The organism is Streptomyces sp. NPDC097107, assembly GCF_044762405.1.
GTDB classification, from domain to species: Bacteria; Actinomycetota; Actinomycetes; order Streptomycetales; family Streptomycetaceae; genus Streptomyces; species Streptomyces thinghirensis.
Genome location: NZ_JBIWEF010000004.1, coordinates 380017 through 394585, shown reverse-complemented (window position 1 = coordinate 394585; position 14569 = coordinate 380017). Strand labels below are relative to the sequence as shown.

At 71.4% G+C, this 14569-nt stretch carries 12 protein-coding genes; 7 read left to right on the top strand and 5 right to left on the bottom strand.

Annotation, left to right across the window (positions count from 1 at the left end; all coding sequences use genetic code 11):
- Position 1 precedes the first annotated feature (1 nt).
- The 3 genes from ACIQ1J_RS11985 to ACIQ1J_RS11975 all read left to right on the top strand — a co-directional run bounded on the left by ACIQ1J_RS11985 (position 2) and on the right by ACIQ1J_RS11975 (position 5824).
- A complete protein-coding gene (locus ACIQ1J_RS11985) occupies positions 2 to 1249 on the top strand; it encodes a tyrosine-type recombinase/integrase (RefSeq protein WP_403556378.1) in 1248 nt (415 codons plus the stop codon).
- 1104 nt (positions 1250 to 2353) lie between these two features.
- Complete coding sequence (locus ACIQ1J_RS11980; RefSeq protein WP_403556376.1) at positions 2354 to 3985, top strand: penicillin-binding transpeptidase domain-containing protein; 1632 nt, start codon at positions 2354 to 2356, stop codon at positions 3983 to 3985.
- A gap of 216 nt (positions 3986 to 4201) precedes the next feature.
- The gene (locus ACIQ1J_RS11975; RefSeq protein WP_403556374.1) at positions 4202 to 5824 is read left to right on the top strand and encodes a penicillin-binding transpeptidase domain-containing protein; all 1623 of its coding nucleotides are present in this window, start codon (positions 4202 to 4204) and stop codon (positions 5822 to 5824) included.
- Between the two features lie 30 nt (positions 5825 to 5854).
- Here ACIQ1J_RS11975 and ACIQ1J_RS11970 read toward each other — a convergent pair whose 3' ends face one another.
- Positions 5855 to 6238, bottom strand: coding sequence for an SsgA family sporulation/cell division regulator (locus ACIQ1J_RS11970; protein WP_403556372.1), 384 nt, complete (start codon positions 6236 to 6238; stop codon positions 5855 to 5857).
- A 165-nt stretch (positions 6239 to 6403) separates the two neighbouring features.
- On the opposite strand from ACIQ1J_RS11970, the gene ACIQ1J_RS11965 reads away from it, so the two are divergent.
- The 4 genes from ACIQ1J_RS11965 to ACIQ1J_RS11950 all read left to right on the top strand — a co-directional run bounded on the left by ACIQ1J_RS11965 (position 6404) and on the right by ACIQ1J_RS11950 (position 10487).
- A complete protein-coding gene (locus ACIQ1J_RS11965; protein ID WP_403556370.1) occupies positions 6404 to 7471 on the top strand; it encodes an energy-coupling factor ABC transporter permease in 1068 nt (355 codons plus the stop codon).
- A gap of 1 nt (position 7472) precedes the next feature.
- Positions 7473 to 8234, top strand: a complete 762-nt coding sequence (gene cbiQ / locus ACIQ1J_RS11960) for a cobalt ECF transporter T component CbiQ (RefSeq protein WP_403556368.1) — start codon at positions 7473 to 7475, stop codon at positions 8232 to 8234.
- Positions 8235 to 8436: 202 nt separating this feature from the next.
- On the top strand, positions 8437 to 9186 hold the full coding sequence (locus tag ACIQ1J_RS11955; RefSeq protein ID WP_403556366.1) for an energy-coupling factor ABC transporter ATP-binding protein: 750 nt from the start codon (positions 8437 to 8439) through the stop codon (positions 9184 to 9186).
- An 83-nt stretch (positions 9187 to 9269) separates the two neighbouring features.
- On the top strand, positions 9270 to 10487 hold the full coding sequence (locus tag ACIQ1J_RS11950) for a serine hydrolase domain-containing protein (RefSeq protein ID WP_403556651.1): 1218 nt from the start codon (positions 9270 to 9272) through the stop codon (positions 10485 to 10487).
- On the opposite strand, the gene ACIQ1J_RS11945 is transcribed toward ACIQ1J_RS11950, so the two are convergent.
- The 4 genes from ACIQ1J_RS11945 to ACIQ1J_RS11930 form a co-directional block, all read right to left on the bottom strand.
- Entirely contained in the window at positions 10467 to 10742 is a 276-nt protein-coding gene (locus ACIQ1J_RS11945) for a DUF1876 domain-containing protein (RefSeq protein ID WP_403556364.1), read from the bottom strand. The two genes, ACIQ1J_RS11950 and ACIQ1J_RS11945, sit on opposite strands and share 21 nt — an antisense overlap.
- A 56-nt stretch (positions 10743 to 10798) precedes the next feature.
- Positions 10799 to 11644, bottom strand: coding sequence for an EamA family transporter (locus ACIQ1J_RS11940; RefSeq protein ID WP_403556362.1), 846 nt, complete (start codon positions 11642 to 11644; stop codon positions 10799 to 10801).
- Positions 11641 to 12153, bottom strand: a complete 513-nt coding sequence (locus ACIQ1J_RS11935) for a YbaK/EbsC family protein (protein ID WP_403556360.1) — start codon at positions 12151 to 12153, stop codon at positions 11641 to 11643. The genes ACIQ1J_RS11940 and ACIQ1J_RS11935 overlap by 4 nt, the downstream gene beginning before the upstream one ends.
- A 137-nt stretch (positions 12154 to 12290) precedes the next feature.
- A complete protein-coding gene (locus ACIQ1J_RS11930) occupies positions 12291 to 14522 on the bottom strand; it encodes an MMPL family transporter (RefSeq protein WP_403556358.1) in 2232 nt (743 codons plus the stop codon).
- Between the last annotated feature and the right edge of the window lie 47 nt (positions 14523 to 14569).

Genomic DNA, 14569 nt, shown 5'->3' with positions numbered 1-14569 from the left:
CATGGCGGGCCACATCCAAGACCGCTGGTACAAGATCGAAACCGCCGCCGACGGCAAGACCGTGCGTATCAAGACCGACCGTCACGGCACCGGCCTCCGCTACCGGGCCCGGTACGTCGGCCCCGACGGCACTGAGAAGTCCAAGAGCTTCCGTGACGGACAGAAACGGCTCGCCGACCAGTGGCTGACGCAGATCGAGGCTGACATGACGCGCGGTCAGTACGTCGACCCGCGCGCCTCACGGACCACGTTTCGGCAGTACGCGGAACGGTGGGTCAAGACCCACACCGGGGAGGTCAACAGCCGTGAGGCTGCGGAGCGCCGCCTGAGGCTGCACGCCTATCCCCACATCGGCACGCGCCCACTCGGTTCGTTCAAGCCCGAGCACATCCGCACCTGGATTGCCGCACTGGAGGCAACCGTGCCGGCGGAGTCGCACCGCCGCATCATCGTGGGCACAGTCTCTGCAGCGCTGAGCGCGGCAGTCGAGGATGGACTACTGAGCAAGAACCCCTGCCGGGCCCGCACGGTGCAGCTCCCGAAACCCGGCAAGCCGCGCGTCATCCCGTGGACGGCCGCGCAGGTCTTCGGCGTACGGGCCGCCCTTCCCCGGCGCTTCCAGGCCGCCGTAGATACCGGGGCAGGCTGCGGACTGCGCCAAGGCGAGATCTTCGGCCTGGCTGTTGATGAACTCGACTTCGAAGGCGGGTGGCTGGCCGTAAGCCACCAGCTCAAGCGCATCCGGGGCAAGTACGTCTTCGCGCTGCCGAAGGGCGGCAAGGTCCGAGACGTGCCGCTCCCCGCGGCCGTGGCAACCGTCCTACGGGACCACGCGAAGGAGTTCGAACCGGTCTACGTGACGCTCCCGTGGCGCACGCCGGACGGCCCACTCGTGACGAAGCGTCTCGTCTTCAGCGGAGTCGAGGGGCGGCACGTGCGCGTGAGCAACTTCAACGATCACCACTGGAAACCCGCCCTGGCCGCCGCTGGCGTCATCCCGGCCGCTGAAGCGGGCGCACGGTACGCGTCGGCACGCGAGCACGGCATGCACGCTCTCAGGCACTTCTACGCGTCCGTTCTCCTGGACGCGGGTGAGAGCATCCGGGCCCTGAGTTCGTACCTCGGTCACAGTGACCCAGGGTTCACCCTGCGCACATACACGCACCTCATGCCGAGCAGTGAGGGGCGCACGCGGAAGGCTGTCGACGGCCTCTACTCGGAGCCGTGGATAGCGGCAGTCGAGTCATAGGACTCCGCACCGCGTAGGCATTCGGCATCGCCCTCACACACCCTGTTCACACCGGGTAGGGGCGAACACCCTCATATGTGGCGAGGGAGTTCGCCCCTCTTTCAGGTTCGACTCGGGGACGGTGATACGGAAGGCGATGGAGACGCGGCCCCGAGGAATCCGTTATCAACAACGAGCAAGGGAGGAGCGTCGGCGGGCGGTGGCGCCTTGATTCCGTCCAGAGCACGAGCAATCTCGTCATACATGCGCACTGCCTCTGCCATGCCGTCCCCACTCGGGGGGTGCGCTCGCCAGTCCAGCACGCGCATGTAGTCGGCGAGTTGAGGGCCGGTAAGGGTCACCCTTGAGAGATTTCCCGTCGCCTTACTCACCTTTGCCCCTTTCACCCCATCTCGCCCTTGGCGTCCGTTGTCGCCACCTCTCGTCCGCTTGGAGGTTTCCTCCCAGAGATCACGAGTGCACTCCACGTAAAAGACCTCGATGCCGGCAGCCTTACGCAGCCGCTCTTGGTGCCGCTCCGGCGACTTCGTCGTAGCCGAGCCGCACCCAGCCAGCAGCACTGCGGCGATGGCTGTTAAGCAGCCCAGCACCAGTCCGCGCCCACGCATCACGCCCCCAAAGATCGACTCACGACAGAATCGCCAAGCAACGGGCTCCACGGCAGGGCGCACACGTAGCCAGTCGGCGCGTTTGGGGGCGCAGCGTCGCCTACCTGAAGCAACGCCGTGCGCCCCTTCCCGCAGGCCGCCGGATGCATGATCACGGCCCCCGGACGGCCCAACTAGCACGAGACGGCACCCACCAGGAGGAAAGTCCCTGTTCAGAGACCCGCAGGGCCTGAACAACGAGACTTCATCTACTTCTGGCCCATCTACACAGGGACGGCGATCCCGATGGAGGACTGGCGGTCACGTATGTGGCTCGATACCTGGGTCTGAGTCCGGGCCCGAAGACGCCGTATCTCCATTCGGCCAACAAACGGAAACATCCGTCCCGCCGGTCACGCGCTGCACATAGAGTGCAACCCACAACTGCTTCTGAACGTGTTCAAGAGGGCGGGCGGAAGTTCTGAACGGGGATCCGGGAACGGGGAGGGGACTGCCGATGGGCAGGGGGGTGAAGGTCGCCGTCATAGGCGGCGTGTTCGCCGTGATGGTCGGCGGGGCCGGGTACGGCACCTACAACGTCGTGTCGGCGCTGGACGGCGGCGGGGGCTCGGGAGCCGCGGGGACGGCGAAGAAGAGCGGGCCGCCGAGCGGTGACGAGGTCGGGGAGACGACGGAGAAGTTCTTCACGGCCTGGGAGAAGGGGGACGCGACCACGGCGGCGTCGTTCACGAACAACGCCACGGTCGCCGGGACGCTGCTCACCGCTTACGGCGAGGCGGCGCACATCACGGACGTCGAGATCACGCCCGGCACGGCGACCGCCACCGCCGTGCCGTTCACCGTGAAGGCGAAGGTGTCGTACGAGGGCGCGACCAAGCCGCTGACGTACAAGAGCGAGCTGACGGTGGTGCGCGGGGAGACCAGCGGACGCGCACTGGTCGACTGGGAGCCGTCCGTCGTCCATCCGCAGCTGAAGGACGGCGACACCCTGGTCACCGAGGAGTCGTCGACGCCGCAGATCCAGGCGGTCGGCCGCGACGGCACCGTGCTCACGAAGGAGAAGTACCCCTCCCTCGGCCCGGTCCTGGACACGCTGCGCCAGAAGTACGGCGACCAGGCGGGCGGCACCCCCGGTGTCGAGCTGATGATCCGGCACGCGGCCGCCGGGGCCGCCGACACGTCGCTCCTGACGCTGGCCGAGGGCGAGCCCGGCAAGCTGGAGACGACGCTCGGCGCGAGCGTGCAGGCGGCGGCGGAGAAGGCGGTGAAGCGGTACGGAGAGTCCTCCGTGGTGGCCGTCAAGCCCAGTACCGGCGAGGTGCTGGCCGTGGCGAACAACCGCGCGGACGGCTTCAACGCGGCCTTCCAGGGTGCGGTCGCCCCCGGCTCCACCATGAAGATCATCACCGCGGCGATGCTCATCGACAACGGCGTGACCTCCATGAACGGCCCGGCGCCCTGCCCGGACACGGCGACCTGGCAGAGCCAGACCTTCAAGAACCTCACCGGCATGAAGGCCGACGAGGGCGCCACCCTCGCCAACACCTTCATGCGGTCCTGCAACACCGGCTTCATCAAGCTCATCGACGAGGAGCCGCTCACGGACGCCTCGCTCACGGCGGAGGCCGGGGAGCGCTTCGGGCTCGGGCGGAACGACTGGCAGACCGGCATCACCTCCTTCGACGGCAAGATCCCCGCCGTGAGCGGCCCGGACCGCGCCGCGGGCGCCATCGGCCAGGGCCAGGTCCAGATGAACCCGCTGAACGTGGCGTCCGTGACGGCGACCGCCATCACCGGCGAGTTCCGCCAGCCCTACCTGGTCCCGCCCGACCTGGACGACCGGCAGCTCGCGACCGCCAAGGGCCTGCCGCAGAGCACGGCCGCCCAGCTCAAGCAGATGATGCGGCTCACCGCCACGCAGGGCACCGGCGCCGCGGCCATGTCCGGGCTCGGCGGCGACATCGGCGCCAAGACCGGGTCGGCCGAGGTCGACGGGGAGTCCACGTCCGACAGTTGGTTCACCGGCTTCCGGAACGACGTCGCGGCGGCGGCCATGGTCGAGGAGGGCGGCCACGGCGGCGACGCGGCCGGCCCGATCGTGGCGGACGTGCTGCGGGCGGGGGGATAGGCTCTGCCGCCCGATTACCGTCGTCCGCCCGCCGGGCAGGCGGGAATTCGGCGACAGAGCCCATGACGGGCCGGACGCGACGGGTGCCCCTACTGTGGTCGCCGTCGTTGGAAGCACGAGGCAACGAGGGACCCCGGGAATCCGGGCGCCGCGGAGGAACGGGACACAGTGGGCAGCAGAAGGGCCGCGGGCGAGCGGCGAAGGACGAAACCCGCCGTGATCGGCAGCGTGGCCGCGGTGGTCGTGGCCGGTGCCGGATTCGGTGCCTACGCGATGTACGGCGGCGGGGCCGGCACCGAGGACGGCGCCCGGACCACGTCCGCGGCCGGGGAGGAGATGAAGTCGGGCCCCCTCACGGCGGCCGAGGTCACCTCGGCGGCCCAGCGGTTCCTGACCGCCTGGCAGCGGGGCGACGTCGCCGGGGCGGCCGCCGCGACCGACGACGCCGAGGCCGCGAAGGCCCTGCTCACCGGCTACGCCAAGGACGCCCGGGTCAAGGACGTCACACTCACCGCGGGCGCCCCGGCCGGGGCGAAGGTCCCGTTCGCCGTGAAGGCCGCCGTCGCGTACGAGAAGACGACGAAGCCACTGGCGTACGACAGCGCCCTGACCGTCGTCCGCCGGGCCGGCGACGGCGAGCCGCGCGTCGACTGGCACGCCGCCGTCGTCCATCCGGAACTGAAGGACGGCGACAAGCTGGTCACCGGGGAGGCCGGGGCCCCGCCGGTCGAGGCGCTGGACCGGGACGGCGCGGAGATCACCACCGCGAAGTACCCGTCGCTCGGCACCGTCCTGGACGGCCTGCGCGAGAAGTACGGCGAGAAGGCCGGCGGTACTCCGGGCATCGAGCTGCGCGTGGTCCGCGGCAAGGAGTCGAAGGCGGCGAAGGCCTCCGACAAGACGCTGCTGGAGCTGAGCGAGGGCACGCCCGGCACCGTGAAGACGACCCTGGACCCCGCCCTCCAGGCCGCCGCCGAGAAGCAGGTGGCCGGCAAGGCGCGGGCGTCGGTGGTCCTGCTGCGAGCCTCCACGGGCGAGGTCCTCGCGGTCGCCAACGGCGGACACGGCTTCAACACCGCTTTCCAGGGCTCGCTGGCTCCCGGCTCCACGATGAAGGTCATCACCGCCTCGATGCTGATCGAGAAGAACCTGGCGTCGACGGACAAGAAGCACCCGTGCCCGAAGTACTTCAGCTACGGCGGCTGGAAGTTCCAGAACGACGACAAGTTCGAGATCAAGGACGGCACCTTCAAGGCGAGTTTCGCCCGCTCCTGCAACACCGCCTTCATCAGCCAGGCCCCGGAGCTGGCCAACGACGACCTGACCAAGCAGGCGAAGGAGGTGTTCGGCCTGTCGATGAACAACTGGTCGGTCGGCGTGCCCACCTTCGACGGCTCGGTGCCGGTGCAGAGCGCGGCTCCGATGGCCGCCTCCCTCATCGGGCAGGGCGGGGTGCGGATGAACCCGCTGAACATGGCCTCCGTGTCGGCGACCGTGAAGTCGGGCAGCTTCCACCAGCCGTACCTGGTCGCCCCGTCGGTCGACGGGCGGGGGCTCGCCACGGCCTCCCGCACGATGTCGTCGTCGACGCTGGCGCAGCTGCGCGAGCTGATGTCCTACACGGCGACGGCGGGCACCGCCGCGGAGGCGATGGCCGGGGTCGGCGGTGACGCGGGCGCGAAGACCGGCTCGGCGGAGGTCGACGGCCAGGAGAAGCCCAACGGCTGGTTCACCGCGTACAAGGGCGACGTGGCCGCGGCGGGCGTGGTCCAGCAGGGCGGCCACGGCAGCGAGTCGGCGGGACCGATCGTCGCGGCGCTGCTGAAGAACGCCGGCTGAGCACCGGCGCGAGCACGCGCGGCCGGTGGCTCAGTGGGCCACCGGCTGGGCCACCGCCGTGTAGGTCCGGCGCAGGAACCTGATGAGCGCCTTGGTCTCGAACTGGACCACGGAGCAGCCCTGCGGGGTGTGGAACTCGACGACCGCCTGCACCCGCCCGCACGGCCACACCCGCACCTCGCCGCTTCCGGCGGGGGCGCGCAGGCCCTGTTCCAGCAGCGCCCGGTCGAAGGTCCACTCTCGGAAGCCGGTGCCCGGACCGCGGCCCCGCGCGGGCAGTCCGACGCACACCGACCGCGGGTCGTGGTCGGGGTCGTAGCGCAGCACGACGGGTATCGCTCCGCCGTCGTCCTCGTCGGGAAGGTCCGCGTCCGTCAGAACGTGGGCTCGTGCGTACTGTTCGACAACGGACATCGGATCGCCCCTTGCGCTGTGCCACCTGTGCGAAAGCTCTGCGTCCACCCCTTCTCCAATGTCCCATAAATCCCGGACCACGCCCTTCGGGGCGTATATCACGTGTGAGATCAGCCTTTACCTCGCTCTTGCAAAGGGGTTGCAACTGGTCCCTATCATCGAGTCGTGCATGTACCTGACGGATTCATCAACGCCCCGGCCTCCGCCGTGACCGGAGTCGTCGCCGCGGGCGCCATCGCGGTCGGCCTGCGCGGCGCGCGCCGCGAGCTGGACGAGCGGACGGCACCCCTCGCGGGGCTGGTCGCGGCGTTCATCTTCGCGGTGCAGATGCTGAACTTCCCCGTCGCCGCCGGCACCAGCGGACATCTGCTCGGCGGTGCCCTCGCGGCGATCCTCGTGGGCCCCTGCACGGGGATGCTGTGCGTCTCCGTCGTCCTGCTCATGCAGGGCATCCTCTTCGCCGACGGCGGCCTGACCGCGCTCGGCGTCAACATCACCGACATGGCGATCGTCGCCACGGTCGTCGCCTACGCCCTCTTCCGGGGCCTGGTGAAGGTCCTGCCGCGCACCCGCCGCTCGGTCACCGTCGCCTCCTTCGTCGCCGCCCTCGTCTCCGTCCCGGCCGCCGCCCTCGCCTTCACGTTCCTGTACTGGATCGGCGGCACCACCGACGTCGCCGTCGGCAAGGTCGCCACCGCGATGGTCGGCGTGCACGTGCTGATCGGCATCGGCGAGGCCGCGATCACCGCGCTGACCGTCGGCGCCGTCATCGCCGTACGCCCGGACCTCGTGTACGGGGCGCGCGGGCTCACGCGGAAGCTCAGGCTGCGGGTGAACGGCGAACTCGTCGACGTCCCCGACGCGGAGCCGGCCGCCGCGCCCGCCGCCGCCCGCTCCCACCGCAAGCTGTGGATCACGGGCCTGGTCACCTCGCTGGTCCTCGCCGGCTTCGTCAGCTTCTACGCCTCCGCCGACCCCGACGGCCTGGAGAAGGTCGCCGCCGACGAGGGCATCGACGAGAAGACCGAGGAACACGCGAACGCCGGCTCCCCGCTCGCCGACTACGGCGTCGAGGACATCACCGACGCCCGTGTCTCCAGCGGCCTCGCGGGTGTGATCGGCGTCGGCGTCACGGTCGTCGCGGGCAGCGCGGTGTTCTGGTCGGTGCGCAGGCGGCGCGGCGACGACACCTCGCCGACCGGCGTCCCGGACCGCACGGACACGAGCGCCTGACATGGGCGCCGGGCACGCGCACCGGCTCTACCGGCACGGGGACTCCCCCGTGCACGGTCTGCCGCCGCACACCAAACTCGCCGCGACCTTCGCCTTCGTGATCGTCGTGGTGTCGACGCCCCGCGAGGCGATGTGGGCCTTCGGCCTCTACGCGCTGCTGCTCGCGACGGTGGCGTACGCCGCCCGGGTCCCGGCCGGCTTCCTGCTGCGTCGGCTGCTGATCGAGGTGCCGTTCGTCGCGTTCGCGGTGCTGATGCCGTTCGTGGCCCAGGGCGAGCGGGTCGAGGTGCTCGGCATCTCGCTGAGCGTCAACGGCCTGTGGGGCGCGTGGAACGTACTGGCCAAGGGCACCCTGGGCGTCGCCGCCTCCGTGCTCCTCGCCGCCACCACCGAGCTGCGTGAACTCCTGCTCGGCCTCCAGCGCCTGAAGCTGCCGCCGCTGCTGGTGCAGATCGCGTCCTTCATGATCCGGTACGGGGACGTGATCGCGGACGAGATGCGCCGGATGCGGATCGCCCGGGAGTCGCGCGGCTTCGAGGCGCGGGGCGTCCGGCACTGGGGCGTGCTCGCCAAGTCGGCCGGGGCGCTGTTCATCCGCTCCTACGAGCGCGGCGAGCGCGTCCACCTGGCCATGGTCAGCCGCGGGTACACCGGTTCGATGCCGGTGATCGACGAGGTGACCGCCTCCCGGGCGCAGTGGTCGTACGCTTCGCTGCTCCCGGGGGCGGCCCTTGTCGTGTGCTTGCTGGGATGGGTGCTTTGAATCCCCCCTGGGTCGCAAGGGGGGTTCCCGGCTCACGCTGCTCGATTGCCCAGCGGACGACCGAGACTGACGCGGTCAACACCAGCCGGGTCGAAACCAGCCCGGTTGACAGCAATGGCACAGGGGTGGTGCAAGCTTGGCTCTCGCAGGCACCGCCGTCGACGACGACACTCATCCGCAAGCTGGGAAGTGGGCGCTTCCGATGACACCCTCCCTTGAGGTCTCCGGCCTCGCCTACGCCTACCCCGACGGGCACCAGGCCCTCTTCGGCGTGGACTTCTCCGTCGCCCGCGGCGAGCGGGTCGCGCTGCTCGGCCCGAACGGCGCGGGCAAGACGACGCTCGTCCTCCACCTCAACGGCATCCTGACCGGTGGCACCGGCACGGTCACGGTCGCCGGGCTGCCCGTGGACAAGCGGAACATGGCCGAGGTCCGGCGCCGGGTCGGCATCGTCTTCCAGGACCCCGACGACCAGCTCTTCATGCCGACCGTGCGCGAGGACGTGGCGTTCGGGCCGGCGGCGGCCGGGCTCAAGGGGGCGGAGCTGGAGCGTTGCGTGGACCGGGCGCTCGCCCTGGTCGGCATGGCGGAGTTCAAGGACCGGCCCCCGCACCACCTCTCCTTCGGCCAGCGACGCCGGGTGGCGGTGGCGACCGTGCTCGCCATGGAGCCGGAGATCCTCGTCCTGGACGAGCCCTCGTCCAACCTGGACCCGGCCTCCCGCCGCGAACTCGCCGACATCCTGCGCTCCCTGGACGTCACGGTCCTGATGGTCACCCACGACCTGCCCTACGCCCTGGAGCTGTGCCCCCGCGCGCTGATCCTCAGCGACGGCGTGATAGCGGCGGACGGCCCGGCCGCCGGCCTGCTCTCCGACGACGAGCTGATGCGCGCCCACCGCCTGGAACTGCCCTTCGGCTTCGACCCGCGGTCGGTGTCGGCGAGCGGGTGAGGAATCGCAGGGGGCCGGCGACGGTTGCACCCACTGTCGCAGGCGATCGGAAGGGACCCGGAAACGTGGACGCGGACGCGGACATGGACGTGCACGGCACAGTGGCCGAGGGCTTCGAGCCGGTCAGGGACGCGTTCGCACGGAACTTCACGGCGCTCGGGGACCGGGGCGCGGCGGTCGCCGTCTACCGGGACGGGCGCAAGGTCGTCGACCTGTGGGGCGGCACCAGGGACGTCGATGGCACAGCCGGCACCGAACCGTGGCGCCGGGGCACCGCCCAGGTCGTGCGCTCGGCCACGAAGGGCGTCGCCGCCGCCGTACCGCTGCTGCTGCACCAGCGCGGGGAGCTGGACCTGGACGCGCCGGTGGGCGAGTACTGGCCGCAGTTCAAGGCGCACGGCAAGGAGCGGGTGCTGGTCCGGCACGTGCTCAACCACCAGGCCGGGCTGCCCGTCCTCGACCGCCCGCTCACCCCGGACGAAGCTCTCGACCCGTCGCGCGGGCCGCAGGCCGTCGCCGCCCAGGCACCCGCCTGGGAACCCGGCACCGACCACGGCTACCACGCGCTGACGTACGGCTGGCTGCTCGACGAACTGGTCCGCAGGGCGACGGGCGGGCGGAGCACCGGCGAGTGGATCGCGGACGAGATCGCGGGGCCGCTGGGCCTGGACCTGTGGCTGGGGCTGCCCGCGGCGGAGGAGGCGGCGGGCCGGGCCGGGCGGGCCGGGCGCGTCGAGGACCCCGAGCCGTCGGGCAGCGGCCCGCGCCTGCGCCCCAAGCGCGCGGTCACCGAGGCCTACCGGGATCCGGACTCCCTCACCCGCCGCGCCTTCGCCGCGATCACGCCGTTCCCCGACCAGAACGACCCGGCGTACCGGGCGGCGGCCCTCCCCGCGACCAACGGCATCGCTACGGCCGACGGGCTGGCCCGCTTCTACGCCGCGCTGATCGGCGAGGTCGACGGTGTGACGCCGCACGCCCGGCTCTTCGACGCGGCGACGCTGGAGCGGGCCCGCGCCGAGGAGTCGGCCGGGCCGGACCGGATCCTCGTCGTGGGCACCCGCTTCGGCCTCGGCTACATGCTGCACGGCAGCGCGTCCCCGTTCCTGTCCCCCGGCTCCTTCGGCCACCCGGGCCGCGGCGGCGCGCTCGGCTTCGCCGACCCGGAGGCGGGCATCGCCTTCGGGTATGTCACCAACGGCTTCCGCAAGACCGTGACGGCGGACCCGCGGGCGCAGGCACTGGTGCGCGCGGTGCGGGCGTCGCTCGGGCGGACCGGCTCAGACGTGGATGGGGTGTGAGGTCCTCCCCGACGCCGTGTCGATCTCGTCGTGCGCCTTGGTGAGCAGTCGCATCGCCAGCTCGTTCAGGGCGCGCGCCCCCGCGACCTCCTCGCCGACCCTCGGCTGGTGGGAGTCGACGCGGTGGCGGCTGGCGTGGCCATGGCCGCGGACCTCACTGCCGTCGGGGAGCCGCACCATCGCGACCGCCCGCGTGTGCTGGTCGTCCTCCATGAACTCCAGCTCGACATGCCATCCCACTGCGGTGTGCATCATGACGATCACCTCCGGAACACCTGCTTCCAGGGTGCTCCTCGCAGCCGCCGTGCGCACTATCCCGTGTGCAGCATCAGTCCGATCCCGACGACGAGGAGGCCCGCCGCCGCGATCCGGGGCACGCCGAACCGCTCCTTGAAGAAGAGGGCGCCTATCGCCGCGCCGACCAGGATCGAGGACTCGCGCAGGGCGGCGATCGGCGCGAGTTCGGCGCGGGTCTGCGCCCACAGGACCAGCGCGTACGCGGCGACGGACAGCACCGCGCCGAGCAGCCCCAGACCGGCGTGCGGCCGCAGCAGCGCCCAGGCTCCGGCGCGGTGGCGGGACAGGAAGTACGCCGGGAGGACCGTCCCCTGCACCGCCATCAGCCAGGCGATGTAACCGAGGGAGGACCCGGCGGCGCGCACGCCCAGCCCGTCGACGACCGTGTACACCGCGATGGTCGCTCCGGTCGCCAGGGCCGCGCCGATCGCCGCCCAGTCGGGCCGGCGTCCGCGCAGCCCCCACAGGGCGACGCCGGTCAGCCCCGCGCAGGAGACCACGATGCCGCCCGCCGCCCAGCCGTCCGGCACCTCGTGCGCGAAGACGGCGGCGAGGCCGGTGACCAGCAGCGGTGCGCTGCCGCGGGCGATCGGGTAGGCCTGCCCGAAGTCGCCCAGCCGGAAGGACCGCATCAGCAGGGCGTAGTACGCGATGTGGATCGCGGCGGAGACGAGGAGGTACGGCCATGCGCCGGCCGCCGGGAACGCCGTGAAGGGCAGCAGCGCGAGCCCGATGAGCATCCCGCCGCCCGAGATCAGCGCGAAGCCGGTCAGCTTGTCCGTGATCCGGTGGGCGATGGCGTTCCAGCTCGCGTGGGTGACCGCGGCGAGCAGGACGGCGCCGGTGACCAGGGGCGTCACTCGGGGCGCTCGCGCACGTCCACGAGGGTGGCGCCGGCGGTGGCGACGAGCTCCTTGGGTTCCATCGGGAAGACGGCGTACGGGGTGCCGGCGGCGGCCCAGACGACGTCGTGCGCGAGGAGGGAACGGTCGGCGAGTACCCGGGTCCTGCTCCGGTGCCCGAAGGGCGGCACGCCGCCGATGGCGTATCCGGTGGTCTCCCGTACGACGTCGGCCTTGGCCCGCGTGACCTTTCCGGCGCCGAGCTCCTCCCGGACCCGCTCCAGGTCCACGCGTGAGGCGCCGTCCATGAGGACCAGCACGGGCACGCCGTCGGCGGCGAAGATGAGCGACTTGCAGATCTGGCTCAGCTCGCACCCGATCGCGGCGGCCGCCTCGGCGGCGGTGCGGGTGGCCTCGGGGAAGCGCCGGGCCCGTCCTGCGAGGTCACCGAGGCCGAGTTCGCGCAGGGCTTCGGCGAACCGGGGGTGGGCGGCGGGGGTCGCGGAGGCGTCGTCGGTCGTCGTCATGGACGGCACCGTAGCGGTACGTGTAGCCGGCAGGCGACCGGGTTGCGGTGTCCTCGCGCGACAGGAAGCCGGTGAGGGCAGCCCCGTCCCCACGGAGCCCTCACCGGCTGGTCTGTCGTCCTGTCAGAGGTGGCGCGTCAGGTGCGCGCCAGCTCCCGGTCCTCGTCGGGACCCGAGCCCCGCTCTCGGGCCGTGCGCAGTCCCTCGCCCTCGACGTCCACGTTGGGCAGCGCGCGGTCCAGCCACTTCGGCAGCCACCAGGCCTTCTTGCCGAGCAGCGCGAGGACCGCCGGGACGATGGCCATGCGGACGACGAACGCGTCGAAGAACACGGCGATCGCCAGGCCGAAGCCGATCATCTTGACCATCGCCTCGCTGGAGCCGATGAAGCCGGCGAAGACCGCCATCATGATGACCGCCGCGGCCGTGACGACCCTCGCTCCGTGCCTGAAGCCGGTGACGACCGCCTGGTTGGGCTTCTCGCCGTGGACGTGAGCCTCCCGCATGCGGGTGACCAGGAAGACCTCGTAGTCCATCGCCAGGCCGAAGACCACGCCGACCATGAAGATCGGCATCATCGACATGACCGGGCCGGTCTCCTCCACGCCCATCAGGCCGGACAGCCAGCCCCACTGGAAGACCGCGACGACCGCGCCCAGCGCCGCCATGACGGAGAGCAGGAAGCCGAGGGCCGCCTTCAGCGGGACCAGGATCGAGCGGAAGACCACGATCAGAAGGAGGAAGGCCAGGCCGACGACCAGGACCAGGTACGGCAGCAGCGCGTCGTTCAGCTTCTCGCTGACGTCGATGTTCATCGCCGTCGAGCCGGTGACCAGGGTCTCCGCGCCGGTGTCGGCCTGGATGTCGCCGCCCGCGTCGCGGATGGCGTGCACCAGGTCCTCGGTCTGGACGGAGGACGGCTTGGAGTCCGGGATCACGGTGATGGTCGCGGTGTCACCGCCCTTGTTGGGCGCGGGCGGGGTGACCGCCACGACGTCCTCGAGGCCCCTGATCTCGTTGGAGACGTCGGTGAAGACCTGCTTCGGGGCGTCGCTGCCCTTCGCGTCGACGACGACCATCAGCGGACCGTTGAAGCCCGGCCCGAAGCCCTCCGACAGGAGGTCGTACGCGCGGCGCTGGGTCGTGGACGTCGGCTGGGAGCCGTCGTCGGGCAGGCCCAGTTCCAGAGAGGCCGCGGGGATCGCGGCGGCTCCGAGGCCGATGACGCCGAGGAGCAGGACGGCCAGCGGGCGGCGGACGACGAAGCTCGCCCAGCGGGTGCCGAGGTTGGCCTTGGCGGGCTTGCCGTCGGCCTCCGCGCCGTTCTTCCTGCCGCCGCCCAGGAGCTTGCTCTTCGCGCCGGTCGGCTTCACCCTGCGGCCGGCGTAGCCGAGCAGTGCGGGGACCATCGTGAGGGCGATCAGGACCGCGATGGCGACGGTGCCGGCCGCCGCGATGCCCATCTTGGTCAGCATCGGGATGTTGACGACCGCGAGACCGACCAGGGCGATGACGACCGTGAGGCCGGCGAAGACGACCGCCGAGCCGGCGGTGCCGACCGCCCGGCCCGCGGCCTCCTCGCGCTCGCGGCCCTCGGCGAGTTCCGCGCGGTAGCGGGAGACGATGAACAGGGCGTAGTCGATGCCGACCGCGAGGCCGATCATCATCGCCAGGATGGAGGTGGTGGAGCCCAGTTCCAGGGCGCTGGCCAGGGCAGTGATCGAGGAGACGCCGATGCCGACACCGATCAGGGCCGTGAGCAGGGGCAGTCCGGCCGCGACCAGCGAGCCGAAGGTGATGACGAGGACGACGGCGGCGACCGCGATGCCGATGACCTCGGTGGCGCCGGTGTGCGGGACGGCCTGCAGCGCGTCACCGCCGACCTCGACGGTCAGCCCGGCGTCGCGCGCCTGCTGGGCGGCGTCCTCCAGGGCGTCCTTGGTGGTGTCCTCCAGCTCCATGCCGGAGACGTCGTACCTCACCGACGCGTAGGCGACCGTGCCGTCCTCGCTGACGGCGTTGCCCGTGTACGGGTCGGCGACCGAGGCGACCTCGGAGCCGTCGGCCAGGTCGGCGACCGTCTTCTCGACGGTCGCCTTGTTGTCGGCGGCCGTCATCGTCTCGCCGGACGGTGCCTTGAAGACGACGCGTGCGGTCGCCCCGTCGGCGCTGGTGCCGGGGAAGCGCTCTTCAAGCAGGTCGAAGGCCTTCTGGGCCTCGGTGCCGGGGATGGAGAAGGAGGTGGTGCCGGCGGGCGGGGCACTGGCCGCGCCGACGCCCGCGAGCGTCAGCAGCGCCACCCATATCAGGGCGACGAAGTGCCGCCGGCGGAAGGCGAGCCGGCCGAGTTTGTAGAGGAACGTGGCCACGAGGGCGTACTCCCGGTCAGGTCGTGGGAACTTCAGGGCAGGGGGGA